Origin of the sequence: Streptomyces sp. Da 82-17, assembly GCF_046098215.1 — a bacterium.
Taxonomy (GTDB): Bacteria; Actinomycetota; Actinomycetes; order Streptomycetales; family Streptomycetaceae; genus Streptomyces.
In genome coordinates, this window is record NZ_JBJURH010000024.1 from 26,260 (window position 1) to 49,195 (window position 22,936).

At 74.0% G+C, this 22,936-nt stretch carries 23 protein-coding genes; 12 read left to right on the plus strand and 11 right to left on the minus strand.

Annotated features, from left to right (window positions below; translation table 11 throughout):
* Nucleotides 1–41 precede the first annotated feature (41 nt).
* Together ACIDOF_RS31250 and ACIDOF_RS31255 are read left to right on the plus strand one after the other, a co-directional pair.
* On the plus strand, nucleotides 42–1,373 hold the full coding sequence (locus ACIDOF_RS31250; protein WP_409009623.1) for an MFS transporter: 1,332 nt from the start codon (nucleotides 42–44) through the stop codon (nucleotides 1,371–1,373).
* A gap of 112 nt (nucleotides 1,374–1,485) precedes the next feature.
* Nucleotides 1,486–2,040 carry a GTP-binding protein gene (locus tag ACIDOF_RS31255; protein WP_409009537.1) on the plus strand — a complete coding sequence of 185 codons (555 nt, stop codon included), beginning with the start codon at nucleotides 1,486–1,488 and terminating at the stop codon, nucleotides 2,038–2,040.
* 76 nt (nucleotides 2,041–2,116) lie between these two features.
* Here the strand turns inward: ACIDOF_RS31255 and ACIDOF_RS31260 are convergent, their stop codons facing one another.
* The 3 genes from ACIDOF_RS31260 to ACIDOF_RS31270 all read right to left on the minus strand — a co-directional run bounded on the left by ACIDOF_RS31260 (nucleotide 2,117) and on the right by ACIDOF_RS31270 (nucleotide 3,681).
* Complete coding sequence (locus ACIDOF_RS31260) at nucleotides 2,117–2,572, minus strand: DUF2267 domain-containing protein (protein ID WP_409009624.1); 456 nt, start codon at nucleotides 2,570–2,572, stop codon at nucleotides 2,117–2,119.
* A 160-nt stretch (nucleotides 2,573–2,732) separates the two neighbouring features.
* On the minus strand, nucleotides 2,733–3,128 hold the full coding sequence (locus ACIDOF_RS31265) for a DUF2267 domain-containing protein (RefSeq protein ID WP_409009538.1): 396 nt from the start codon (nucleotides 3,126–3,128) through the stop codon (nucleotides 2,733–2,735).
* 118 nt (nucleotides 3,129–3,246) lie between these two features.
* Nucleotides 3,247–3,681 carry an Hsp20/alpha crystallin family protein gene (locus tag ACIDOF_RS31270; RefSeq protein WP_409009539.1) on the minus strand — a complete coding sequence of 145 codons (435 nt, stop codon included), beginning with the start codon at nucleotides 3,679–3,681 and terminating at the stop codon, nucleotides 3,247–3,249.
* Between the two features lie 145 nt (nucleotides 3,682–3,826).
* On the opposite strand from ACIDOF_RS31270, the gene ACIDOF_RS31275 reads away from it, so the two are divergent.
* Both ACIDOF_RS31275 and ACIDOF_RS31280 read left to right on the plus strand, forming a co-directional pair.
* Nucleotides 3,827–4,606 (plus strand): type III effector protein, encoded by a 780-nt coding sequence (locus ACIDOF_RS31275; RefSeq protein WP_409009540.1) that lies wholly within the window; start codon nucleotides 3,827–3,829, stop codon nucleotides 4,604–4,606.
* Between the two features lie 102 nt (nucleotides 4,607–4,708).
* Nucleotides 4,709–5,512: a class I SAM-dependent methyltransferase gene (locus ACIDOF_RS31280; protein WP_409009541.1), complete on the plus strand. Its 804-nt coding sequence runs from the start codon at nucleotides 4,709–4,711 to the stop codon at nucleotides 5,510–5,512.
* 135 nt (nucleotides 5,513–5,647) lie between these two features.
* Here ACIDOF_RS31280 and ACIDOF_RS31285 read toward each other — a convergent pair whose 3' ends face one another.
* Nucleotides 5,648–6,658, minus strand: a complete 1,011-nt coding sequence (locus ACIDOF_RS31285; protein WP_409009542.1) for a TIGR04222 domain-containing membrane protein — start codon at nucleotides 6,656–6,658, stop codon at nucleotides 5,648–5,650.
* Nucleotides 6,659–6,769: 111 nt separating this feature from the next.
* Here ACIDOF_RS31285 and ACIDOF_RS31290 point away from each other — a divergent pair, with 111 nt between their 5' ends.
* On the plus strand, nucleotides 6,770–7,354 hold the full coding sequence (locus ACIDOF_RS31290; RefSeq protein WP_409009543.1) for a hypothetical protein: 585 nt from the start codon (nucleotides 6,770–6,772) through the stop codon (nucleotides 7,352–7,354).
* Between the two features lie 12 nt (nucleotides 7,355–7,366).
* On the opposite strand, the gene ACIDOF_RS31295 is transcribed toward ACIDOF_RS31290, so the two are convergent.
* The 4 genes from ACIDOF_RS31295 to ACIDOF_RS31310 form a co-directional block, all read right to left on the minus strand.
* Nucleotides 7,367–7,801, minus strand: coding sequence for a DUF6086 family protein (locus ACIDOF_RS31295; RefSeq protein WP_409009544.1), 435 nt, complete (start codon nucleotides 7,799–7,801; stop codon nucleotides 7,367–7,369).
* A 105-nt stretch (nucleotides 7,802–7,906) separates the two neighbouring features.
* On the minus strand, nucleotides 7,907–9,001 hold the full coding sequence (locus tag ACIDOF_RS31300; protein ID WP_409009545.1) for an LCP family protein: 1,095 nt from the start codon (nucleotides 8,999–9,001) through the stop codon (nucleotides 7,907–7,909).
* Between the two features lie 157 nt (nucleotides 9,002–9,158).
* Nucleotides 9,159–10,190 carry a GDP-mannose 4,6-dehydratase gene (locus ACIDOF_RS31305; protein ID WP_409009546.1) on the minus strand — a complete coding sequence of 344 codons (1,032 nt, stop codon included), beginning with the start codon at nucleotides 10,188–10,190 and terminating at the stop codon, nucleotides 9,159–9,161.
* On the minus strand, nucleotides 10,187–11,404 hold the full coding sequence (locus tag ACIDOF_RS31310) for a UDP-N-acetylglucosamine--N-acetylmuramyl-(pentapeptide) pyrophosphoryl-undecaprenol N-acetylglucosamine transferase (protein WP_409009547.1): 1,218 nt from the start codon (nucleotides 11,402–11,404) through the stop codon (nucleotides 10,187–10,189). Before ACIDOF_RS31310 ends, ACIDOF_RS31305 begins: the two co-directional genes overlap by 4 nt.
* A 63-nt stretch (nucleotides 11,405–11,467) precedes the next feature.
* On the opposite strand from ACIDOF_RS31310, the gene ACIDOF_RS31315 reads away from it, so the two are divergent.
* From ACIDOF_RS31315 to ACIDOF_RS31340, 6 genes are all read left to right on the plus strand, one after another.
* Nucleotides 11,468–12,175: a response regulator transcription factor gene (locus ACIDOF_RS31315; RefSeq protein WP_409009548.1), complete on the plus strand. Its 708-nt coding sequence runs from the start codon at nucleotides 11,468–11,470 to the stop codon at nucleotides 12,173–12,175.
* Nucleotides 12,172–13,605: a sensor histidine kinase gene (locus ACIDOF_RS31320; RefSeq protein ID WP_409009549.1), complete on the plus strand. Its 1,434-nt coding sequence runs from the start codon at nucleotides 12,172–12,174 to the stop codon at nucleotides 13,603–13,605. The genes ACIDOF_RS31315 and ACIDOF_RS31320 overlap by 4 nt, the downstream gene beginning before the upstream one ends.
* Before the next feature lie 365 nt (nucleotides 13,606–13,970).
* The gene (locus tag ACIDOF_RS31325) at nucleotides 13,971–14,552 is read left to right on the plus strand and encodes a carbonic anhydrase (protein WP_409009550.1); all 582 of its coding nucleotides are present in this window, start codon (nucleotides 13,971–13,973) and stop codon (nucleotides 14,550–14,552) included.
* A gap of 8 nt (nucleotides 14,553–14,560) precedes the next feature.
* On the plus strand, nucleotides 14,561–16,054 hold the full coding sequence (locus ACIDOF_RS31330) for a SulP family inorganic anion transporter (protein ID WP_409009551.1): 1,494 nt from the start codon (nucleotides 14,561–14,563) through the stop codon (nucleotides 16,052–16,054).
* 177 nt (nucleotides 16,055–16,231) lie between these two features.
* Nucleotides 16,232–16,867, plus strand: a complete 636-nt coding sequence (locus tag ACIDOF_RS31335) for a carbonic anhydrase (protein ID WP_409009552.1) — start codon at nucleotides 16,232–16,234, stop codon at nucleotides 16,865–16,867.
* Nucleotides 16,868–17,108: 241 nt separating this feature from the next.
* Nucleotides 17,109–17,411, plus strand: a complete 303-nt coding sequence (locus ACIDOF_RS31340) for a YciI family protein (protein WP_409009553.1) — start codon at nucleotides 17,109–17,111, stop codon at nucleotides 17,409–17,411.
* A gap of 19 nt (nucleotides 17,412–17,430) precedes the next feature.
* Here ACIDOF_RS31340 and ACIDOF_RS31345 read toward each other — a convergent pair whose 3' ends face one another.
* Both ACIDOF_RS31345 and ACIDOF_RS31350 read right to left on the minus strand, forming a co-directional pair.
* Nucleotides 17,431–18,405, minus strand: coding sequence for an L-threonylcarbamoyladenylate synthase (locus ACIDOF_RS31345; RefSeq protein WP_409009554.1), 975 nt, complete (start codon nucleotides 18,403–18,405; stop codon nucleotides 17,431–17,433).
* 1,184 nt (nucleotides 18,406–19,589) lie between these two features.
* Entirely contained in the window at nucleotides 19,590–20,750 is a 1,161-nt protein-coding gene (locus ACIDOF_RS31350; protein WP_409009555.1) for a Vms1/Ankzf1 family peptidyl-tRNA hydrolase, read from the minus strand.
* Nucleotides 20,751–20,940: 190 nt separating this feature from the next.
* On the opposite strand from ACIDOF_RS31350, the gene ACIDOF_RS31355 reads away from it, so the two are divergent.
* Entirely contained in the window at nucleotides 20,941–22,011 is a 1,071-nt protein-coding gene (locus ACIDOF_RS31355; RefSeq protein ID WP_409009556.1) for an NAD-dependent epimerase/dehydratase family protein, read from the plus strand.
* 99 nt (nucleotides 22,012–22,110) lie between these two features.
* Here ACIDOF_RS31355 and ACIDOF_RS31360 read toward each other — a convergent pair whose 3' ends face one another.
* Nucleotides 22,111–22,824, minus strand: a complete 714-nt coding sequence (locus ACIDOF_RS31360) for a GAF and ANTAR domain-containing protein (protein WP_409009557.1) — start codon at nucleotides 22,822–22,824, stop codon at nucleotides 22,111–22,113.
* Nucleotides 22,825–22,936: the final 112 nt, after the last annotated feature.

The window sequence follows — 22,936 nt, forward strand, 5'->3', positions numbered from 1 at the left end:
TTGTATCTTCCCTGGAAGGTAATTTCTCTTCCGTGGAAGATATGGAAGCGATACGCGTCTCCCGGCCCCTCACCTCCGACCACCCCGACTCCCGCACGACCTCCCCTGCGACCTCGCCCACGGCCTCCGGCAAGGCCACGCGCCGTCGCCTCGTCGCCGCGAGCCTGGTCGGTTCCCTCGGGGACGGTGTCTACGTACCGCTGACGATGCTCTTCGTGCAGGCGCTCACCGGACTGTCGCTCACGGCGATCGGGGCCGGGCTGACGCTCGCCGGGCTGTGCGCGCTCGCGGTCATGCCGGTCGTGGGCATCGTCATCGACCGGTTCGGCGCGAAGCGCGCGGTGCTCGCCGCGCTGGCGTTGCGGGCGCTCGGCTTCGCCGCGTACCCCTTCACCGACGGGTACGCCGCCTTCCTGGCGGTCGCGTTGCTCGTCGCGGTCGGGATGTGGGCGGCGTCGCCGAGCCAGCAGGCGCTCATCGGGGAGATCGCCCAAGGCGCCGAGCGGGACCGGCTGTTGGCGTGGGACCGCAGCCTCCGCAACGCGGGCATGGGGGCGGGCAGCCTGGCCGCGGCGGGGCTCCTCGCGCTCGACGGCAGCACCGGTTTCACGGCGGCGGCCGTCGCGCTGGCCGTGCTGTTCGCGCTCGCCGCGGCGCTCGTCGCCCGTATCCCCGTGCCCGCCGCCGTCGTACGGGAGGAGTCCGCGCGGCGGGTGGAGGGGCGGGCGGGGGCCGCGCGGCGGGCGGAGGGGTACCGGCGGGTGCTCGCCGACCGGCCGTACCTGACCGTCACGGCCGCCAACTTCCTGATCGCCTTCGGCTATACGACGCAGGCCATGGCGCTGCCGGTGTTCCTGACGCGGGACGTGGGACTGCCGGAGGCGCTGGCGGGGGCGGTGTTCGCGGTCAACACCGCTCTGGTAGCCGTGCTCGGCGTGCCGGTCGCGCGGCTGACGCTGCGGGGCAGGCGTGCCCGTACCGCCGCGCTCGGGGCCGGGATCTTCGCGCTGTCGTTCGCCGCGTTCGCGCTGCTGCCGCGTTTGGCGGGCGATGGCCGTGGCGGCCGTACGGACGTGGTCGTGGCGGTGCTGGCGGTGGCGGTGCTGTACACCGTCGGCGAGTTGGTGCACTCGGGGCCGGCGCAGAGCCTGTCCGTGCAGGCCGCGCCGGACCACCTGCGGGGGCGGTATCTGTCCGTGTACCAGCTCTCCTGGTCGCTCTGCCGGACCGTCGCACCCCTGCTCCTGGGCCTGCTGCTCGACGCCGGTACGTGGCAGTTGTGGTCGGTGCTCGCCGCGCTGGTCCTGGCCGGGGCGGGGGCGCTGCTGTGGGCCGAGCGCGGGCTGCCCGCGCACGCCAGGACGGGGACGTGAGGGGCGTTTCGGGTTGTTCGAGGCCCGGTTGCCGCCCCGACGGGCGGGCGGGCCGGGTGGGCCAGTAGCCTGCCTGGCCGGGCAGGTGCACGGCGATCGAAGGAGCGGGCCCATGTTTGGTTTCGGACGCAAGGGCGGCAAGGGGCCGGTGGTGCAGACGGCGGTCGTCGGGTCCCGTGAGCACGGCAAGAGCACCGTCGCACGGGCACTGAGCGAGCTGCTGCCGTACGAGTACCGTCAACCTCCGCAGCCGGCCGGGCAGTTCAGCACGGGACGCGGGCCGTACCAGCTGTACGACTGCCTCGACCCCGCCGACTTCCAGTCCCGGCTCGCCGTGGGCGCCGACCAGTTGGGCGGCGTGCTGCTCGTCGTGGCCGGCGACGAAGGGCCGATGCCCGAGACCCGCGAGTACCTCGAAGCGGCCAGCGCGGCCGGCGTGACCGAGGTCGCGGTGTTCCTGAACAAGCTCGACGTGCTCAACGACCCCGACGTCGAGATCGTCATCGAGCTGGAGATCCGCGAACTCCTGGAGGAGCTGGGCTTCCAGGGCGCCGAACTCCCCATCGTCCAAGGGTCCGCCCTCCAGGCCCTGCACAACGCCGACTCCCGCAAGGGGCGGCGGGACGTGCTGCGGCTGGCGGACGAGATGGACCGGTTGTTCCGCTGAGCGTTGTTCCGACTGAGCGTTGTTCTGGCTGAGCGTTGTTCCGGCTGAGCCCTGACGGTGTGCGCCGGCAGGCGGTTCAGCCCGTGCCCGCCCCCGCCGTCGCCTCGGCCTGACTCGGCGTTCCGGTCCGCCGCCGTGCGGCCGTCTGCGTGAGTTCGGCACGCCCGAACAACAGGGCGTACCCGGGCGGGAGTTGGTCCAGGATCCGGGTGAGCAGCTCCTCCCCCGCGATCCGGGCCACGGTGTGCAGGACGGTTCCGGTGTCCCAGCGGGTGGTGGCGGCCGCGCGGCCGGTACGGGAGGCCAGGTCCTTCACGAAACCCCAGCCGGTCAGGGGCTCACGGGCGGGGATCTCGGAGGCGAGGACGACGGCGGCCTCGTGCGGCAGCCGGGCCGCGAGGTCCACCCGCTCGTCGCCCGCGAGCTGCCGTCCGAGCGCGGCCAGCACGGCACGCACGGATTCCTCGGCCCGCTCACGCGTGGGGTAGGCCCCTTCGTACCGCACGATCTCCAGCATCTGCTCGAACGTCATGCCGACCGGGGGCCGGTGGGACGCCTGCTGGTGAAGCGTCGGCTGGGTGCGGTGCGTCTGCTGGCGGCGGAGCGTCTGCTGGTCGGGCATCGCGGGCGGGTCGCCTTTCTCGTGTGCTGTTGTGGGTTTTCGCGGTTGTGGTCAAGGAGGTCGCGGGCGGTCAGGGCTGCTGTGGGTGGCCGAACAACAGGTCGTACCCGGCCGGGAGTTGGAGCAGCACCCGGCGCGTGAGGTCCTCGCCTGCGGCGTCCGCGGTGACGCTGAGCACGGCGCCGACGTCCCAGGCGGCGGTCTGTTCGGTCGCACCCTCGATCCAGGCGGCGGTGGCCCGTACGAACCGTTCCGGGGAGAGCGGCTCGCGGGCCTGCAGCGGATTGAGGAGGACGAGCGCCAGCTCGTCCGGCAGCCGGGCGGCGAGCTCGGCCCGCACATCGCCCACGACATGCGCGCCGAGCAGGGCCAGCACCGTGCGTGCCGCCCGCGCGGCTTCCTCCGGGTTCTCGTACTCGCCGCGCTCCCGGATCTGGTCCAGGAACGGCTCCCAACGCATGGCCATCACTGCTCCCTCGCGTACGTGCGGGGCGTGAAGGGTGGGGGTGGGGCGGGAGACGGCCGGGCCGTCTCCCGGTCACCCGCAGGGGCCGGGGCGGCTTCGTGGTCGCCGCCCGGCCGCCTCAGCCGCTGATCTCCTTGTGGGCGGAGCCCGCCCCTACGGTGATCTTGCGGGGCTTGGCGCGCTCGGCGATCGGGACGCGCAGGGTCAGTACACCGGCGTCGTAGTCCGCCTTGATGCGCTCCGTGTCCAGGGTGTCCGCCAGCATCACCTGGCGCGAGAAGACGCCGAGGGGCCGCTCGGACAGCTCCATCTGCACGTCGTCGGCCTTGCTCACGGGCCGCCGCTCGGCCTTCACCGTCAGCATGTTCCGCTCGACGTCGATGTCGATCGAGTCCGCCGACACACCGGGCAGGTCGAGGGCGATCACATACTCGTCGCCCTCGCGGTACGCGTCCATCGGCATCGCCGACGGCTGCGACCACGTGCCGGACGTGTTCAGGAACTGCTGGGCGAGCCGGTCCAGTTCACGGAAGGGGTCGGTACGCATCAACATGATCGAAACACCTCCAGTGTTCAGCTCAGGCACTGTGCGCCAATGCGTCCACCTGCTTTCTCTTGTAACATGTCGTCCATCCGATGACAAGCCTGTTGTCGTCGCCATGACGACACACACTGGACGCTCCGCAAGGAGGGAAACCATGCCCGCCGACGAACGGAACGCTCCCCGCCCGCACGCCCCGGGCCCCGCCTCCTTCACGGCGGCCGCCCTCACGCTGAACGCGATCCGCGAGGCCCTCGACGGGGCCGGTACGGCGCCGGGCGCGGAACGGGACACGTCGACGGCGGAACCCTCGAGGCCGTCGTCATCCGCCTCCTCCGGGGCGGCCGGGTCCCGTCTCGGCTCCGGGGACACGGGCTCGGTGTCCCGCCTCGGCTCCGGGGACACCGGCTCGGAGCAGGCGCTCGCCGCCCTGCTGCTGCTCCGGGAGGTGCGCGACCAGCTCGCCGCGTGGGAGCCCGCCCTGATCGAGGAGGCGAGAGCGGCGGGCGCCAGCTGGGCCGACCTCGCCCACCCCCTCGGCGTCTCCAGCCGACAGGCCGCCGAACGGCGCTACCTCCGCGTCCGTCCCGGAACGCCGGGGTCCACGAGGGAACAGCGCGTGCAGGCCACCCGGGACCGCCGCGCCGCCGACCGCTCGGTGATCGCCTGGGCCCGCGCCAACGCGGCGGAGCTCCGCCAACTCGCCGGTCAGATCACCGCGTTGACCGACCTGCCCGCCGCCTCCCGGACCGCCCTCGCCGACCTCACCCACGCCCTGGCGGCCGACGACGCCGCCGATGTCGTCGCCCCGCTGGCCGCCACGTACGCGCATCTGGAGCCCCGCCACCCCGACCTCGCCGCCCGCGTGGACGACATCACCCGCCACACCGACCAGCTGCGGCGCGACAGCGGCGACCAGCGGCGCAATCGCGCGTGAGGCCCACGGGCGCCGCCCAGCCGGTGCAGTGACCGACCAGGCTCGCCCGTGGAACGGCGCGGCGGGGGAAGCGGCTCCTGTCGCGCCGCTACCGTCGGGCGGATGACGGGAAACGACGCCGACCGAAGCTGGTCCGAGTCCATGCCGGCGGCCTACGAGCGGTACCTCGTGCCGGTGGTCTTCCGGCCCTTCGCCGACGACCTGGCCGCCCGCGCGGCCGCGCTCCGTCCGCGCCGGGTCCTCGAACTGGCCGCAGGTACGGGCGTGTTGACGGCCCGTCTGCTCGACGCGGTCCCGTCCGCCGAGGTGACGGCAACCGACCTCAACGAGGCCATGGTCTCCCTCGGCTCGACCCGGGCCCCGGGCGCGGAGTGGCGGCAGGCCGACGCGCAGCGGCTGCCCTTCCCGGACGGCGGGTTCGACCTGCTGGTCTGCCAGTTCGGGGTGATGTTCTTCCCCGACCGCGTCGCCGCCTTCGCCGAGGTCCGCCGTGTGCTCGGACCGGGCGGCCGGTTCCTGTTCAACACGTGGGGGCCGTTCGAGACGCACGGCTTCGAGGTCGCCCTGCAGGCCGGGCTCGAACGGGCCTTCCCCGTGGACCCGCCGCGGTTCTTCCAGCGCGTTCCGCACGGCTACGCGGACCCCGCGACCGTGGCCGCCGACCTGACGGCCGCCGGGTTCACCGTCGAGGCCGAGCAGGAACTCACCCTCCAGGGCCGAGCACCGTCGACCGCCGACCTGGCCACGGGGTACCTCACCGGCACTCCGGTACGCGCGGCCGTCGAGGACCGCACCGACGACACGGCGGCCGTGCGGTCCACGGTCGTGGAGGAGATGACCGCCCGCCTGGGCCCCGGTCCGGTCACGGCGCCGATGACTGCGTACGTGTTTCGCGCGGCGGCTTGAGCGGGGACGCGCTGACGACGGCCTGGGCGCATCGGCGGGCCCGGCGCGCCCGCGGGCTGGCAGCACCGGCGGGCCGGCAGCACCCGCGGGCAGGGCGCGGCTCCGCCTGGTGAGGGCGGCTCCGCCGGGTGGGGCTCAGGAACTGCTGCCGCAACTGGAGCCGCCTCCGCCGGAGGAACCTCCGCACGACGAACCTCCCGAGCTGTCCCCGCTCGACCAGCCTCCCCCTGAGCCACCGCCCGCCCCGGCGGACGAACTGCCGCACGACGGCCCGCCGCAAGACGCACCGTCGCCACCGCCGCACCACGTCACGGCCGCGTCGCCGACGAACGAGGGATGACCGGAACTACCGGAGCCGCCCGGTCCTGCGCTCGTGGCCCGCATCTTGCTCGTGATCGTCAACTGTTCGCGCATCAGCGGGTCCGGGGCGCTCCGGGGGCCGAAGCACGCCACCAGGTGCAGCGGGTCGTTCCCGTCCGCCCTCCGCCGGAAATCGCGCAGCGCCCGCTTGCCGGCGGCGGTACACCGTCCGCCGAACACCGCCAGGAAACCCCAGCCGCCGAAGTACCCGGCCAGGCAGGCCGGGAGCACCGTCAGGAAGAACGGGAGCGGGGTGCCGCCGCCGTCCAGCTCCGAGAACTGGAGGAACGTCAGGCCGATGGCGACCGGGCCCGCCCCGAACGACAGCAGCATCTGCCGCTCGGCCCAGCTCCGCAGCGCGCGTTGTGCGTCCGGTCGGACCAGCAGCCCGCGCCGGGCGAGGTCGTCACCGACCGCCTGAACGGCCGGGCTGCGCATCGTGCCGATCCGTATCCACTCCAGCGCGCTGCTCGGCGCCGCTGCATGCGCGTCGAGCACCGCCTGCTCCACGGGGTGCCGCGCGGATCCCTGCCCCACGCCGACCAGTCCGGGCCGGACGACCGTGATCAGCCCGTCGGCGTGCATGGCCGTCAGGGCGGCGTCCGCGACCTGCCCGGGGCCGCCCGTCAGGAACGCCGCCTCCAACGGGCCGAGTTCACGCGCGGCGGCGGACGACCTGGCCGTACCGGCGGCCCGGGCCCGGAACGCCGAGGCGATCAGCCCCACGGTCGAGGCGGCGGCGCCGACGTAGTAGAGGAACACCAGGAAAGTCACCAACACCGTCACCGCACCGCTCCCTCCCCCGTCGGGGACGAGGACATGCAGAGGGGGCTCGGAGGTTCCGCCGCTGCGGAAGTCCGCGATCCGCGAGCGGCGCCTTCGCTACGATCGGTCGCCATGTCCGCCCCCGATGCCCCCACGCCGCCGCCCCCGTCCGGGACGGTCCGGGCGCCGGTGCGGGTGATGCGTCCCTCGCCCGTGGCGTTCGTGAAGGCGGTCCGGGGGTTCGCGAGCGGGGCCACCGGGGACGCCTTCACCAAACGCCTGCGCCGCGCCGCCCGCACCCCCGACGCGGACCTCACGCAGGGCGTCAACGCCACGACGTACGCACCCCTCGCCCTGCGGGACACGGGCGCGGCCTGCCTCTTCGACCAGTACGGCCTGCGCCTGGAGGGCAGTTCCGAGCTCGCCCTCGCCGTGCCTTGGACCGAAGTGGGACGCGTGGCACTGCAAGTGCAGCACTCCCCGTTGCTCGGCCTGAAGATGCTGCGACTGGTCCTGTGGCCGACGCACCCGCAGACCTTCCTCACCGCCCACCCCGGCAGCGCCCCCGCCTGGGACCCTGCGCTCGGGGCGTGCACACTGGCGGTGGTCAAGGGCACGTCCATCCCCCAGGACTCCGTCGAACTGGCCTTGGCGGGCCTGCAGTTCGCGGGCGGGCGCTTCGACGGTCGGGTGGAAGAGGTTCGGCCTGCCGGGTGAGGAGGCGGCCCCTCAGGCGGTCATGAAGCGGCTCAACTCCTGCGACTTCAGCCGCAGAGCAGCCGCCCTTGCCCTTGCGTCACCCGAGGAAGCCGAGGCCGTCGGGATCTGCACGTCCTCGCCGCTCTCGCCCACATCGGGTGCCACCGGCTGGCGGCCCGCCTCGATGCCCGCCCTCCGCGCAAGCACCAGCACCGTGGCGACGAACCCCTCGGCCAAGGCCCCGATGACGGCGTGACGCGTCCGCTGGTACCACGCGAGCAACGCCTCCACGAACGCTCCGAACACGTCGGCGTCGATCTGGCACTCGTCATCCTCCATCGGCCCGATGCCCGACGGCAGGCTCAACTCGGCCTCGTAGACGGCCACTTGGCCCAGGAACAACCGGGAGGCGCCGTTGGACGGGTTCCAGAGCGTCCGGTCGCCCATGGCGTAGTACTGGCTCAAGACGGCCCCTCCCCTGCCGGTCGTTCGACCGGTGTCCCGCCTGCGGGCGCATCACGCTACAGCCGCCGACGTCCCAGCTCCCCGCACCCGTACTCAACCCCGTACTCAACCCCTCCCCCGCCCGTCCCGGCGGATCGTGTTCCAGAGGTGGGTCGCTGCCGGTTCGGCGGGTTGGACTCTGTTCGGGTCCTCGGGGTACGGCTCGACGGGGAGGGTGTGGAAGTCGATGGCGTCGGGGGCCACGTCGGCGAAGTCGTGGGCCAGGGACGAGAGGGCCTTGAGGGAGCCGAGTTCCTCGTCGGTGGTGAGGGCCGAGGTGGCGGCGTCGGCGATCCGGTAGAGGCGGACGGGGTTGGTGAGCAGGTGGTCGGCCTTCATCTGCACGGCCAGGGCGGACAGGAACAGCTGCTGCAGGCGTATCCGCCCCAGGTCGCTGCCGTCGCCGATGCCGTAGCGGGTCCGTACGAGCGCGAGCGCCTGTTCGCCGTCCAGGCGGTGCTCGCCTCGGGTCAGGTCGAGGCCGCTCTTGGGGTCGTGGATGTCCTGGGGCACCTTCACCTCCACTCCCCCGATCGTGTCGATGAGCTTCTTGAAGCCGGTGAAGTCGACCTCCACCACGTGGTCGACGCGGATCCGGCTGAGGCTCTCCAGCGTCTTGACCGTGCAGGGGCTGCCCGCCACCGCGTACGCCGTGTTGAACATCGCGGCGGACGCGGGCCCGGCGGTCGTGCCGTCGGGGCGGACGCAGGGCGGCCGGTGGACCACCGTGTCGCGGGGGACGCTGACGACCGTGGCTGCGGTGTGGTCCCCGTTCAGGTGGACGAGCATGGCGGTGTCGGAGCGGGCTCCGTCGACGTGCCCGCCGTACGCCGCGTTGTCCCCCGCGCGGGAGTCCGAGCCCAGCAACAGGATGTTCAGGGCCTTGCCCGCGGTGCGGGGCGGGCGGTCGGAGCCGAGGCGGGACGTGACGTCCGTGGTGGACAAGTTGTCGTTCAGGCTGTCGTACGCCAGCCACGAACCCAGGCCGGTACCGGCGAGCAGCAGGCAGCCCAGCAGGGCCGCGAGGCGCCGGCGCGCACGACCACTGCCGTGCCTGCGGCGGCGGTCGCGCGGCTGTCCGTCGCCGGTCCGGGCGGCGGCGCCGCTGGTGCGTTTGTGGCGGGCTCCGCGGCTGCGCGGACGAGGGGGTGTGGGGCGCACTGGGTCCTCCGGGCTGCGGCCCGCGACGGCACGGTTCGCCGCAGGGCCGCAGCGGGTTCGATCGGGCTCGGCCGGACAACCGCGACCGGTGTCGGGCCTCGTACGACGGCGGTGGGTGCCGGGGGCCCGCACCGGGCCCGTACGGCGGCGGTCGGGCTCAGACCTGGTAGCGGTCCGCGGCGAAGAGGTGGAGGTTGTCGCGGATCCAGTCCGACGTACGGCGCAGGCCCTCGTCCAGGGAGACCTCGGGGCGCCAGCCCGCCCACTCGCGGGCGCGGGAGTTGTCGGAGAGCAGCCGCTGCACCTCGCTGCCGGACGGCCGCATCCGGGACTCGTCGGCCACGATCTCGGCGTCCCGGCCGGACGCGGCGATCAGGGACTCGGCCAGGTCGCCGATGGAGATCTCCTGCCCGGTGCCGAGGTTGACGCTGTGTCCTACGGCCCGGTCGCAGTCCGCCAGGGCCAGGAATCCGGCCGCCGTGTCGGTGACGTACGTGAAGTCGCGGGTCGGCGTGAGCGAGCCCAGCCTGATCTGCCGTGCCCCCGCGTGGAGTTGGGCGAGGATCGTCGGGATCACGGCGCGGGCGGACTGGCGCGGGCCGTAGGTGTTGAAGGGGCGTACGACGGTCACCGGGAGCTCGAAGGCGTGCCAGTGGGAGAGGGCCATCATGTCGGCGCCGATCTTCGACGCGGAGTACGGGGACTGCGGCTGCAGCGGGTGGTCCTCGGTGATGGGGGCGGTGCGGGCGGTGCCGTAGACCTCGCTGGTCGAGGTGTGGAGCAGCCGCCGGACCTGGTGGTGGCGGCAGGCCTCGGCGATGTTCTCGGTGCCGACGACGTTGGTGTGGACGTAGGCGCCGGGCGAGTCGTAGCTGTACGGGATGCCGATGAGCGCGGCGAGGTGGAAGACCGTGTCGCAGCCGGCGACGGCGTCCGCGACCCGGCCCGGGTCGCGGACGTCGCCGGCGATCGTCTCCACGCGGCTGTGCGGGTCGGCGAGGTGGTGGGCGAGGTGGCCGGCGTGGCCGTACGGCTTGTAGTGGACGAGGGCGCGGACGTGCGCGCCGCGGGCGGCGAGGAGGTCGACCAGCGTGGAGCCGATGAACCCCTCGGCTCCGGTGACGAGGACGGTGCGACCGGCCCAGTCGGCGGCCTGACGGGAGGAGGAGGCGGGGGTGCTGTTGCTCATGCGAGGGTCTCCGATGCGGTTGCGGTGGGGGTGGGAGCGATGGGAGTGGGGGCGGTGGGCGTGCCCGGGGCGGGGTGGCCCGCGAGCCGCAGTACGTGGGCGGCGAGCAGGTCGTCGGCCTGTGCGTGGGTCCCGGGGTCGGCCGCGGCGGCCATGGCGCGCAGGCGGTCGTCGTCCCACAGGAGTCCGCCGACGCTCGCAGCCAGGCGCGGGGTGTCGGTCGCCGCGTCCGGGAGCAGCACTCCGGCGCCGACGTCGGTGAGCACGCGCGCGTTGTGCGTCTGGTGGTCCCCGGGGGCGTGCGGATAGGGGACCAGGACCGCGGGCGTACGGGTGGTGGCGAGTTCGGCGACGGTCGCGGAACCTGCGCGGCAGACGACGAGGTCGGCGGCCGCGTACGCCAGGTCCATGTGGTCGAGGTACGGGACGGCGGTCGCGACGGCGCTGCCGCCGCTCGCCACCAGCTCCTGCCGCGCGTCGTCGAGGGCCGCGGGGCCCGTCTTGATCAGCAGGTGCACGTCGGTGCGGTCCTGCCACAGTGCGGCGAGGCCGACGGCGGCCGCGGTGAGCCGGGCCGCGCCCAGGGAACCGCCGTTGACGAGCAGCACGCGGGCGGCCGCCGGGAGGCCGAGGCGGCGGCGGGCCTCCGCCCGCAGGCCGGACCGGTCGAGTGCGGCGAGCCGCGCGGCGACGGGCATGCCGACGGTGTCCGCGCGGCGGCCGCCGGCCAGGTGCTGCCTGCTCTCCTCGAAGGCCAGGGTGATCCGGTCCGTGAGGTGGGCGGCGAAACGGTTGGCACGGCCGGGCACCGCGTTGGACTCGTGGATGACGCTCGGCAGTCCGGCCATGCGCGCGCCGACGATCACGGGTGCGCTGGGGTAGCCGCCCATGCCCACGGCGACCTGTGCCCGTTGCTCGCGCAGGATGGTCCGGCACTGGGCGCCGGATTTCAGGAGGGCGGCGGGCAGCAGGTAGCGCCTGGCGCCCAGGGACGGGTCGAAGGGGATCATGTCGACGGTGTGCAGCCGGTAGCCGGCCTCGGGTATGAGCCGGCCCTCCAGGCCCCGTTCGGTGCCGACGAACGTGACCAGGGCGCCCGGCACGGCCCGGCGCAGCGCGTCGGCCAGGGCGAGTCCGGGGTAGATGTGGCCGCCGGTGCCGCCGGCGCCGATCACCACCGACAGAGGCGGGACAGTGGGGTGGGGTGAGTGCATGCCGCCAACCTGACGGCCGCCTTTAAGAAGGTTCTAAGACCGGGCTTTGGCAGGCTGGACGCCATGAGCACACCGGAAGACCCCCGCCCCGCACCCCGGATCCTCGTGGTGGACGACGACCCCGAGGTCCGCGGTGCCGTCGCGGACGGCCTGACGGTGGAGGGCTACGACGTGCAGGACGTCGACAGCGGCCTCGCCGCGCTCGCCCGCATCGGCGCGTGGGCGCCCGACGCCGTGGTGCTCGACGTGCTGATGCCCGGCCTGGACGGCCTCGGAGTCTGCCGGCAGCTGCGGGCCGTCGGCGACCGCACGCCCGTCCTCGTCCTCACCGCCCTGGACTCGGTGAGCGAACGCGTCGACGGCCTCGACGCGGGAGCGGACGACTACCTGGTGAAGCCGTTCGCCCTCGACGAGCTGATCGCCCGCGTCCGCGCCCTGCTGCGCCGCGCGGCACCCCCGCCGGAGGAGCCGGAGGAGCTGTCGTACGGAGACCTCGTGGTCGACCCGCGGACGCGTACGGGTCGACGCGGCGGCCGTCTCCTGGAGTTCAGCCGCACCGAGTTCGCCCTCCTCGAACTGCTGCTGCGGCACCCCGGCCAGGTGCTGCCGCGCGAGGTGATCCTGGAGCGCGTCTGGGGCTGCGACTTCGGCCCGGACTCCAACTCCCTCGCGGTGTACGTCGGTTACCTGCGGCGCAAGCTGGAGGCGGACGGCGGCCCGCGCCTTGTCCACACGGTGCACGGGGTCGGCTACCGGCTGGACCTGTCGTGACTCCCGCAGGCCCGCGCCCCTCACGGTCCGGCGGCGGCGACGGGCGGCGTCGGCACGCCCGCTGGCTGCGGCGCCGGCCGCTGCGGACGCGGCTGACGCTGGCCGCGTCGGCGGCGGTGGCGGCCGTCGCCGTCGGGGTGTGCGTCGCCGCGTTCCTCGTCATCCGGCACCAGCTCCTGCACCAACTCGACCTGCACCTCTCGCAGTCCGCACGGCTCGCCGCGCAGCAGGCGCAGCACGAGCCCCTCGGCGTCCTGCAGGGCGAGTGCCGCTACCTGGCCGCGCCCGCCTGTGCGCAACTCGTGCCCGCCGACGCGGCCCGCGATCCGGAATCCCCGTACCGGCTCCCGGTCACCGAGGCGACGCGTCAGGTGGCGGCCGGGCAGCGGGCGGCGTACTACAGCGAGCTGGACCTCGCCGGGCACCGCGGGCGGATGCTCACCAGGCCCCTCGACGACGGGCGTGCGCTGCAGGTCGCGGTGCGCGCGGACACCGTCGACCGGGGTGTGCGGCAGGCGGCGTGGCTCCTCGGAGCGGTCGGGGGCGTCGGCGTGCTGCTCGCGGGCGGCCTCGGCTGGTGGGTCTCGCGCACCGGTCTGGCGCCCGTAGGCCGTCTCACCGCCACGGCGGAACGCATCGCCAGCACGCGCGACGCCCGGCACCGCATCGAGCTGCCGCCCGGCTCCCCCGACGGCGCGGACGAAGTCACCCGGCTCGCCGCGTCGTTCAACCTGATGCTCGACGAGCTGGAGCGGTCGGTGACGGCCCGGCGCCGGCTCGTGGCCGACGCCTCGCACGAGCTGCGCACCCCGCTCACCGCGCTGCGCACCAACGTGGAGCTCCTCGCGCGCGGCGACCGGCTCACGGATGCGCAGCGGCAGCGGGCGCAGGCGGGCCTCGACCGGCAGCTGCGCGAAGTCACCCTCCTGGTCAACGACTTGATCGAGCTGGCGCGCGACGAGGAGCCCGATCCGCTTCTGGAGGAGGTACGGCTCGCCGCGGTCGTCGCGCACACCGTGAGCGCGGCCCGCGGACACTGGCCGGACGTGCCGTTCCGGCTCTCCACAGATCCCGACGCGGAGACCGCCACGGTCGCGGGCGTGCCGCAGCGGCTGTCCCGGCTGATGTCGAGCCTCCTGGACAACGCGGCGAAGTACAGCCCGCCGCGGGAGCCCGTCGAGGTCACGCTGACCGCGTCGCAGAGCTCGCTGGAAGTGACGGTCCGCGACCACGGGCCCGGCATCGCCGCGGAGGACCTGCCGTACGTCTTCGACCGCTTCTACCGGGCCCGCAGCGCCCGTGCCCTGCCGGGGTCCGGGCTCGGCCTCGCCATGGCCCGGCAGATCGCCGACGCGCACGACGCGAAGCTGACGGCCGAACACGCGCCGGGCGGCGGCGCCTTGTTCCGGCTGCTGTTCCCGCGTACGTGAGGACAGTTTCACGCGCGCTTCGCCCATGTGACGAACTTCCGCATGTCAAGGGCCAGTTCCCGCCAGGGATGACGCGTCTTTCAGCTCACGTTGCGACGAAACACGCAGTTAACCCCGCACTCGATTTTGCAGGGTTATTGTGTTTCTTGACCGTTCGTTGACCAAGCACTGACGTGCTGTAGAGACGTGGAGCAGCGGGCCCGCCGGGCACACCCAGCGCCGCGCACGGCCCGTAGTCGAGATCCCCGACAGTCCACCCATCAGCGGCACTTCAGGTGCTCCGCCGTCGACGCCGGAGCACGAACGACACCCGTCCTGTACGTCCGACGCGCCCGTGCGGCGCGCCAGGAGGAACCACAAGAACCATGCAGCCCCTCATCGACAACGCCCGTACGTTCGGACAGCGCCCTGAGGAGTTCGCCAAGCTTGCCGAGGGCCAGTCCCCGGAAGTCCTGTTCATCACCTGCGCCGACTCCCGGGTCGTCCCGGCCCTGATCACCGGCGCCCGGCCCGGCCAGCTCTTCGAGCTGCGCACGGCCGGCAACATCGTCCCGCCGTACGCCTCCACCACCCCCACCGGCGAGACCGCCACCATCGAGTACGCGGTGGAGGTCCTCGGCGTCCAGCACATCGTCGTCTGCGGCCACTCGCACTGCGGCGCCGTCGGCGCGGTCGTACGGGGCGACGACCTGGAATCCGTCCCCGCCGTACGCGACTGGCTCGCGCACGCCGCGGACGAACCCCGCTGCGAGGACCCGGCCGACCCGACGGTCGCCGAAGCCGTGCAGCACCACGTCCTGACGCAGTTGCTGCGGCTGCGCTCCTACCCGTGCGTCGAGAAGCGGCTCGCCGCGGGCCGGCTCACCCTGCGCGGCTGGTACTACGAGGTCCACACCGGCGCCGTCCTCGAGCACGACGCGGACACCGACGCGTTCGCCGCGCTGTGAGGGCCGCCATGGGTGTGCTGACCAAGTTCCCTCATCTGCGGCAGGACTTCGCCGCGTCCATCGTCGTGTTCCTGGTCGCCGTGCCGCTGTGCGTCGGCGTCGCCGTCGCCTCTGGCGTCCCGGCCGAACTCGGCCTCGTCACCGGCATCGTCGGCGGGCTCGTCACCGGTCTGATGCGGGGCAGCAGCCTGCAGGTCTCCGGCCCCGCGGCCGGGTTGACGGTGCTGGTCTTCGAGGCGGTCAGCGAGTTCGGCGTCGCCGCGCTCGGTGTGATCGTGCTGATGGCCGGTCTGCTGCAGCTCGCGATGGGCTTCTTCAGAGTGGGCCGCTGGTTCCGGGCCATCTCCGTCGCCGTCGTCGAGGGCATGCTCTGCGGCATCGGCCTGGTGATCATCGCGGGTCAGCTGTACGCGGCGGCGGGGCTCAAGGCCCCCGAGTCCGGCATCGGCAAGATCGTGGGCCTGCCCGGCGCGTTCGGCGACGTCCTCGGCAGCACCGAGGCCCTCGTCTCCCTCGCGGTCGGCGCGGGCACCGTCGCCGTCATCGTGCTGTGGAAGAAGCTGCCGAAGGCGGCCCAGGCCGTGCCGGGTGCGCTCGCGGCGGTGCTGCTCGCCACGGTCGCCTCGCTCGCCCTCGGCCTGCCGGTCGCCACCGTCCAGGTCGAGGGGCTGCTCGGGGTCGTCCAACTCCCGGGCGTGGAGGCCTTCGCCGAGCTGGCCGACCCGGCGATCTGGGGCACCGTCATCGCGTTCGCGCTGATCGCCTCCGCCGAGTCGCTGTTCAGCGCGGCCGCCGTGGACCGGCTGCACGACGGTCCCCGTACCGACTACAACAAGGAGATGATCGCCCAGGGCACGGGCAACACCCTCTGCGGCCTGCTCGGCGCCCTGCCGATGACCGCGGTGATCGTGCGCAGCTCCGCCAACGTCCAGGCGGGCGCGAAGACCAAGGCGTCCCGCGTACTGCACGGCGTATGGCTGCTGCTGTTCGCCGCGGCGCTGCCCTCGGCCCTCGCGCTGATCCCGCTGCCCGCGCTGGCCGGCATCCTCGTGCACGCGGGCTGGAAGCTCATCCCGTTCCGGCAGATCGCCGAACTGTGGCGCGGGCACCGGGGCGAGGCACTGATCCTGGTGGTCACGGCCGTGTCGATCGTCGCGGTGAACATGTTCGAGGGCGTCCTCATCGGCCTCGCGCTCTCCGTGATCAAGACGGCCTGGGAGGCCTCGCACGTCAAGCTGGAGGTCATAGACAAGGGCGCCGGCCCGATCCAGGTCTACGCCTCCGGCAACGCGACGTTCCTGCGGCTTCCGAAGCTCCTCGACAGTCTGGAGGCACTCCCGCAGGACCGGCCCATCGAGCTGAACCTGTCCGGCCTGCACCACCTGGACCACGCCTGCCGCGCGGCCCTGGACAACTGGGCCGAACGCCACAGCGCACCGGACACGTCGCCGGTGCGGGTCACGGCGCACGGCGAGCGGTCGGGGGCTGCGGTGTCGTCATAGACCGCCCGGATGCCCCGCGCGGGGCGGAGGCTCGCCCTCCGAGCCTGCGTCCCGCGCGTGCGCCCACCGCAGAACAGCAGACCGCTCTGCCCCCTCGCCCCCTCCAGGAATCCGGCCGCCCCCGAAGTCCGAGATCCCGCTCGCGCAGCTGGTCAGGGGCCCGATTAGCCTGCTGCCATGACTGATTCCCTGCCCCAGAACCCCGACGAGGCGTTCAAGCTGCTCCTGGCCGGAAACGAGCGCTTCGTCGCAGGCACCCCGTCGCACCCGAACCAGGACGCCGCCCGGCGCACCGAGACCGCGCCCGCCCAGCGCCCGTTCGCCGTGATGTTCGGCTGCTCCGACTCGCGCCTCGCCGCCGAGATCATCTTCGACCAGGGCCTCGGCGACCTGTTCGTCGTCCGCACCGCGGGCCACGTGGCCGGGCCGGAGATCCTCGGCAGCATCGAGTACGGGGTCAGCGTCCTGAACGCCCCGCTCGTCGTCGTCCTCGGCCACGACTCGTGCGGCGCCGTCGCCGCCACCCGCGCCGCGCTCGCCGACGGCGTCCCCGCCACGGGATACGTACGCGACCTGATCGAGCGGGTCACGCCCAGCGTCCTCGCCGCCCGCGCCGCCGGGCTCAGCGAGGACGACGACATCATCGCCGAGCACATCCGGCACACCGTCGACGTCCTCATGGACCGCTCCCGGGTCCTGGCCGACCAGGTCGCCGCGGGCAAGACCGCCGTCGTCGGCCTGTCGTACCGCCTGACCGACGGCAGCGCCCGCCTCGTCACCAGCCGCGGCCTGACGCAGGACGCCGCGGCCTGACGGCCTGGCCGGTTCGGGAGCCGTGCACGGCCTGCTGCTCCGCCCCGGGAACGGCCGCCGGGGGCGGAGCGGAGCCGGGTGCCGGAACCGGAACCGGAACCGGAACCGAGTGCCGGAACCGGGTGCCGGAGTCGGAACCGGAACCGGAACCGGAACCGGAACCGGGTGGCATGGTCCGCTCCGATCACCCGCCCGGTCACTGCCCGATCACCGTCCGATCACCGCGGAGTTGGAGGCGACCATGCTGCACCTGCTGTCCCTGCGTTACACGGTCCCGGAGGCGGAGGCGGAGCCGTACGTCCGCGCTCACGTCGACTACCTGGAGCGCCACCACCGGGACGGCACTTTCCTGGTGTCCGGTCAGACCGTGCCCACGACGATCGGCGGGGCGATCCTCGCAGCCGGCGTCGACCGCCCGACCGTCGAACGGATCGCGGCGCAGGACCCCTTCGTCCTCAACGACGTCGCGGAGTACGCGATCACGACGATCTCCCCCGCGCGGGTGCACCCCGGCGTGAGTGCCGTACTGACAGCGGAACGCTGACGTACGTCTCCCGCCCCGCTTACCTCGGGCCCGCCGCGCGCTGGAGGCGGTTGGCGATGGCGAGGCCGAGCTCCGCCTCCGCCGGCAGGGACGCGACGATGAGGTCGCAGCCCTGCCGGTCGAGCTCGCGGAGGTAGCCGAAGAGCACCCGCGCGTAGTCGGCCGTCGACTCGGGGACCGGCACCACGGCGTGCGCCTGCACCGGCGTACCGGCGAGCGCGGGCGGCAGGAACACGCCCACCCGGTGGCCGAGTTCCTGCGCACGCTCCGCCTCGGCGACGACCTTCTCCGGCTCGACGAGGACGACCCGCGCATTCGGCGCGTAGTGCGACGGATGCTGTCCCGGTACGCGGACCTTGCTCGTGGTCGGCACGTCGAGCGGGCGGCCGAGCGCCTCCTCCAGGTCCTCGCGGGTCACGCCACCGGGCCGCAGGACGGTCGGGTTCTCGCCCGTGGCGTCGACGATGGTCGACTCGACGCCGACCTGGCAGGGCCCGCCGTCCAGCACGAAGTCGACGGCGTCGCCGAGCTCGGTGCGTACGTCGTCGGCGGTCGTGGGGCTCACCGAGCCGAAGCGGTTGGCGGACGGGGCCGCCACGCCACCGCCGAACTCGGCCAGGAGGTCGAGGGCCACAGGGTGGGCGGGCACGCGCAGGGCGACCGTGTCGAGCCCGCCCGTCGCCGCGAGCGGCACCCGGTCGCCGCGCCGCAGGACCAGGGTGAGCGGCCCCGGCCAGAACCGCTCGGCCAGCAGCCGCGCGGTCTCGGGCACGTCCGCCGCCCAGTCGCCCAGCTGGTCCGCGCCGCCGATGTGGACGATCAACGGATGGGACGGCGGGCGCCCCTTGACCTGGAAGACCCGGGCGACGGCAGCGGGGTCCTCGGCGTTGGCGCCCAGGCCGTAGACGGTCTCGGTCGGCAGGCCCACGAGGCCACCGGCACGCAGGACGCCTGCGGCCTTCTCGATGTCACCGGATGGTGCTAGTGCTCTCACCCGCACGATTCTCCCACTGCTCCGCGACACCCTTCCGGGCCTGCCCCCAGCACAACGACTACCGACGTCCCCCGACACCGGTAGCGCTCCCGCCCGGCGACCTCAACTCTCCTGATCCGCACGGCACTTGGCAGGCCAGACGCACGGGAGCCCGGACCGCACCCGCACCTCAGGCAGACGCGAGCTCGCAGGCCCACCGCAGAAGCCCGCCAAGCGCACGGGCCACTGGGCCACGAGCCGCGGGGGACGCCGGATCGCGCCGGGCAACCGGACCGGCGAAGCGCCGCCGATAACGCGCCACGTCCCCACACCCGCCCCTCAGGCCGACGCCGGCTCGCGAACCCACCACGGAAACCCGCCAAGGCCGCCTACCGGGCCACCGGGCCGCCGGGCGCCAGGTCGCCGGGTCGCCGGGTCGCGCAGGGCAACCGGACCGCCGAAGCGCCGGAGCGCCGGAGCACCGGAGCGCCGCCGACAACGCATTACGTCACCGCACCTGCCCCCAGGCCGACGCCAGCTGGCGCACCCACCACGGAAACCCGCCAAGGCCGCCCACCAGGCCACCGAGCCACCGGGCGCCAGGTCGCCGGATCGCGCCAGGCAGCCGGACCGCCGAGCCGTCGGGCCGCCGCCGACAACGCACTACTACGTCCCCCACCACGGAAACCCACCAGGCCGCCCACTGGCCGCCGGGTCGCGCCGGTAACCGGATCGCGGAAGCGCCGGAGCGCCGCCGGGGCGCCGCCGACAACGCGCCACGTCCCCACACCCGCCCCCCAGGCCGATGCCAGCTCGCGGGGCCCACCACGGAAGCCCTCAAGATCCCCCAGGCCACGAGCTACGAGCCACGGGCTACGGGCTGGCTACCGGGCCACGGAGCCCAGCCATCGCGCCACCAGACGGCCCGGCCGCCGCCGACAACGTGCGCCACGTCCCCTCATCCGCCCCTCAGGCGAACGCGGGGGGCACGGACCCACCACGGAAGCCCCCCACGCCGCCACCGGGACACCGAGCCAAGGCCGCCGGGCCACCGGATCGCCGGGGCGCCGGACCACCGGGGCACCGGGGCACCGGGCCACCGAGCCACCGAGCCACCGAGCAGCCACGTAACCCGACCACCGGGCCCACCGGACGACCCGGCCGCCACCGACAACGGTCTGCGCGCCAGCCCCCGCCCCCGCCCCTCAGGCCGAAGCCGCCGGCTCGTGGGTCCAGCGCAGGAGGGCGCCCAGGCCGCCTGCCGGGCTGTCAGCGGTTCCCTGCCGTACTGCTTCCGCGGCGTTCGCGGGGACGATCAGGACGTCTGCCGACGTCGCGGCCGCCGAGCGCAGCAGGGCGTCGTCGGCCCGTGCGGCCACGGGTTCGCGCTCGCCCAGTGCGCGGGCCTCCGTGCGGCGCACCGCCAGCTGGTCGGGCTCGGCGCCCACCCAGGTGTCGCGGCCGAGGTCCGGGCCGTCCGGGCAGATCAGGAGGGTGTCGATCTGGTGCTCACGCGCGGCCTCGACCACGGCGGGCACGCCTTCGACCGCCTCCGGCCGTCCCTCGCCACCGCCGCGTCCCGCGTGGAAGCGGTCGAGGGCGCGGGCGACGCCGCGGCGGGCGTGGTCCCGCGCGGCCCGGGCGATGTCCTGCTCCAGGGCCGGCGACTCGGACCCCTGCGCGCGTCCGCCGTGCTCGGTCTCCGACGTGACGTCGCGTACGGCGTCGGGGAGCCGGTCGTGCACCGCGCGCCGTTCCCGGGGGTCGCCGACGAGGACGACCAGGTCGGCGCCGGAGTCGAGGAACGTGCCGGTCAGCGCCTCGGCGATCTCGCCCGCGTTGTGCTCCCAGGTGTTCTCGACCCTGACCTGGAAGTGCGGGGCGGACAGGTCGCCGGTGGCGGCGCGGTGGACGGGCCACTGCCGTCCTTCCACCTGCCCCGCGTCCTCGGGCCCGGCCGCGCCGCGCACCTCGAAGTCCGCGCCGGTGCGGTCGACGTACGCGACGAGGCAGACGGGGTCCTGGCCGGAGAGTTCGAGGAGCGGGGTGAGGCGGGGCAGGGTGGCCCAGCAGACGATCTGACGCTGCGGCGGCCGGGAGAGCCGGTGGCTGAGCACGACCTCTCCCTCGGTGGCGAACACCGCCCTGCCGGACGGGTAGTCGGCGGGGCTGCCGCTGCTGAGCGCGTCGTGTACGGCACGCACGGTCGCCGCGTCGGCGCCGTCCTCCACGAGGGTGCGGCTCACGTCCCGCACGGCGAGTTCGCGGCGCTTCGTGCCCGCCTCGTCGTTGTCGGCCGGCGCTGCGTAGACCGTGGCCCACGGGCCGGGGCGGCCGATGAGTGGTTCCAGGAATGCCAGCTGCATGGTGTTCCTCCCCCTTCGCCGCAATCTCCGTTGCGTCGGTCGGGTTCGGGTCGCGATCGGGTCGCGATCGGGTCGCGTCGGTTCACGGACCGGGTTCCCGTACGAGGTCGGAGAACACCCGCAGGACGTACGACAAGGGCGACACCGCACGCGGGCGTTTCGAGCCGGGAGGGCTCGGGAACCCGGCGGCATGATGAGCGAGCCCAGCCCCACCCAGCCCAGCCCCCAGCCCCGCCCCGCCGGGCGGACCGTCGTCGTGACCGGCGCCACCGGCAACGTCGGCACCGCCCTGGTGCGTGCGCTGGCGGCGGACGAGCAGGTGGCCCGGATCGTGGGGCTCGCGCGCCGCGTGCCCGAGTGGGACCTGCCCAGGACGCGGTGGACGAGCGTCGACCTCAGCAGCGCGTCGAGCGAGGAGCTGACGGCCCTCTTCCGCGGGGCCGACGTCGTCGTGCATCTCGCCTGGCTGCTCCAGCCCGCGCGCCGGCCGAACGTCACCTGGCGCACGAACGCGCTGGGCACCGTCGCCGTGCTGGACGCCGTGGCCGCCGCCGACGTGCCGGCCCTCGTCGTCGCCTCGTCCCTCGCCGCGTACAGCCCCGGCCCCAAACGGCCGCCCGTCCGCGAGGACTGGCCGACGCACGGCCGGCCCGACGCGCCCTACCCGCGGGAGAAGGCCTACGTGGAGCGGGCGCTCGACGCGTTCGAGGCGGCACACCCGGAGCGGCGGGTGGTGCGGATGCGGCCGGGCTTCACGTTCCAGCGCACGTCGGCCCTGGAGCAACACCGCCTGTTCGCCGGGCCGTTCGTGCCGCACAGCCTCGTACGGCCCGCGCTCGTCCCGGTCGTGCCCGACATCGAGGGCCTGGCCTTCCAGGTGCTGCACGCGGACGACGCCGCCGAGGCCTACCGTCTCGCCGTGCTCGGCGACGCCCGCGGGGCGTTCAACCTGGCCGCCGATCCGGTGATCGACGCCCGCGTGCTGGCCGGGCTGCTCGGCGCGCGGGTGGTGCGGCTGCCCCGCCCGGCGGTACGGGCCGCGGTGCGGGCGGCGTGGGCGGCTCATCTCGCGCCCGTACCACCGGAGTTGTTCGACACTCTGCTCGACCTGCCCCTGCTCGACACGTCCCGCGCACGGGACGAGCTGGGCTGGGTGCCACGGCACGCGGCGGACGAGACGCTCGCCGGATTCCTGAAGGCGCTGCGCGAGGGCGAGGGCGCACGGACCCCGCCGCTGGAGCCCGGCGCGCTCCCGGCGTGAACAGGCCCGGACGTACGCGGCGCCCCCGAGCCCAGGGGCGTGCGGGCGTACGGGGGGGCGTACGGGCGGGCGTACGGACGAGGCCTTTGGGGTACGGCGTCAGCAGTCCCGTCGGGGCACGACGTCCCCCGGGTCCCGGCCCGTGCGCACCACGGCCTCGGCGATCCGCCGGAGCTTGACGTTCATGTGCTGCGAGGCGCGTACGAGCATGTCGAAGGCCTGCCGTGACGTGATGCCGTGCCGCTCCATCAGGATGCCGCAGGCCTCGCCGATGACCTGCCGCGAGGCGACGGCCGCCTCCAGCGTCTCCTGCACGCGGGCCCCGGCGAGGGCGACGGAGGCGTGCGCGGCGAAGATCAGCGCGAGTTCCTCGGCGGTGGCGTCGAAGGCCCGCGGCCGGGTCCCGTAGACGTTCAGCGAGCAGGGCAGTCCGACCGTCGACGGCATGGGCAGCGCGATCATGGAGCCCACGCCGAGTCCGTGGGCGCGGGCGGCGAAGCGCGGCCAGCGCGGTTCGTGTGCCATGTCGGGGATGCGGACGACGGAGTGGCCGGTCGACGCGTCCAGGGTCGGGCCTTCGCCGAGCTCCACCTGGGCGCGGTCGCAGAGGCGCACCCAGTCCGCCGTGCAGGCGGAGATCTCGGGCTCGCCCTTGGGCCGCTGCAGCAGCGCGCCCGCCCCGTCGCAGCCGTCGACGGCCCACTGGACCGCCTCGACGACCTCGGCGAGGGTCCGCTCCCAGCTGTCCTTCTCGTTCAGTTGCTGCGCCAGGTCGGCGAGCATCCGTGCCAGCTTGATCGCTGATTCGTCCACGCACCGCTCCATGCGTCGCCGGTTCTTCAGACAACCAGCTAACCACGGGCGGATGCGCGGGCGCGTGGGGAAGCCGGCCGCGGTCCGGCCGCCCCAGCTGACCCGGAGGCTG

Excerpts from the sequence above, each read along its gene's own strand:
- ACIDOF_RS31250 (WP_409009623.1), top strand. The coding sequence starts at position 42 with ATGGAAGCGATACGCGTCTCCCGGCCCCTCACCTCCGACCACCCCGAC.
- ACIDOF_RS31255 (WP_409009537.1), top strand. The coding sequence starts at position 1,486 with ATGTTTGGTTTCGGACGCAAGGGCGGCAAGGGGCCGGTGGTGCAGACG.
- ACIDOF_RS31260 (WP_409009624.1), bottom strand. The coding sequence starts at position 2,572 with ATGACGTTCGAGCAGATGCTGGAGATCGTGCGGTACGAAGGGGCCTAC.
- ACIDOF_RS31265 (WP_409009538.1), bottom strand. The coding sequence starts at position 3,128 with ATGGCCATGCGTTGGGAGCCGTTCCTGGACCAGATCCGGGAGCGCGGC.
- ACIDOF_RS31270 (WP_409009539.1), bottom strand. The coding sequence starts at position 3,681 with ATGTTGATGCGTACCGACCCCTTCCGTGAACTGGACCGGCTCGCCCAG.
- ACIDOF_RS31275 (WP_409009540.1), top strand. The coding sequence starts at position 3,827 with ATGCCCGCCGACGAACGGAACGCTCCCCGCCCGCACGCCCCGGGCCCC.
- ACIDOF_RS31280 (WP_409009541.1), top strand. The coding sequence starts at position 4,709 with ATGACGGGAAACGACGCCGACCGAAGCTGGTCCGAGTCCATGCCGGCG.
- ACIDOF_RS31290 (WP_409009543.1), top strand. The coding sequence starts at position 6,770 with ATGTCCGCCCCCGATGCCCCCACGCCGCCGCCCCCGTCCGGGACGGTC.
- ACIDOF_RS31305 (WP_409009546.1), bottom strand. The coding sequence starts at position 10,190 with ATGAGCAACAGCACCCCCGCCTCCTCCTCCCGTCAGGCCGCCGACTGG.
- ACIDOF_RS31310 (WP_409009547.1), bottom strand. The coding sequence starts at position 11,404 with ATGCACTCACCCCACCCCACTGTCCCGCCTCTGTCGGTGGTGATCGGC.
- ACIDOF_RS31315 (WP_409009548.1), top strand. The coding sequence starts at position 11,468 with ATGAGCACACCGGAAGACCCCCGCCCCGCACCCCGGATCCTCGTGGTG.
- ACIDOF_RS31325 (WP_409009550.1), top strand. The coding sequence starts at position 13,971 with ATGCAGCCCCTCATCGACAACGCCCGTACGTTCGGACAGCGCCCTGAG.
- ACIDOF_RS31330 (WP_409009551.1), top strand. The coding sequence starts at position 14,561 with ATGGGTGTGCTGACCAAGTTCCCTCATCTGCGGCAGGACTTCGCCGCG.
- ACIDOF_RS31335 (WP_409009552.1), top strand. The coding sequence starts at position 16,232 with ATGACTGATTCCCTGCCCCAGAACCCCGACGAGGCGTTCAAGCTGCTC.
- ACIDOF_RS31340 (WP_409009553.1), top strand. The coding sequence starts at position 17,109 with ATGCTGCACCTGCTGTCCCTGCGTTACACGGTCCCGGAGGCGGAGGCG.
- ACIDOF_RS31350 (WP_409009555.1), bottom strand. The coding sequence starts at position 20,750 with ATGCAGCTGGCATTCCTGGAACCACTCATCGGCCGCCCCGGCCCGTGG.
- ACIDOF_RS31355 (WP_409009556.1), top strand. The coding sequence starts at position 20,941 with ATGATGAGCGAGCCCAGCCCCACCCAGCCCAGCCCCCAGCCCCGCCCC.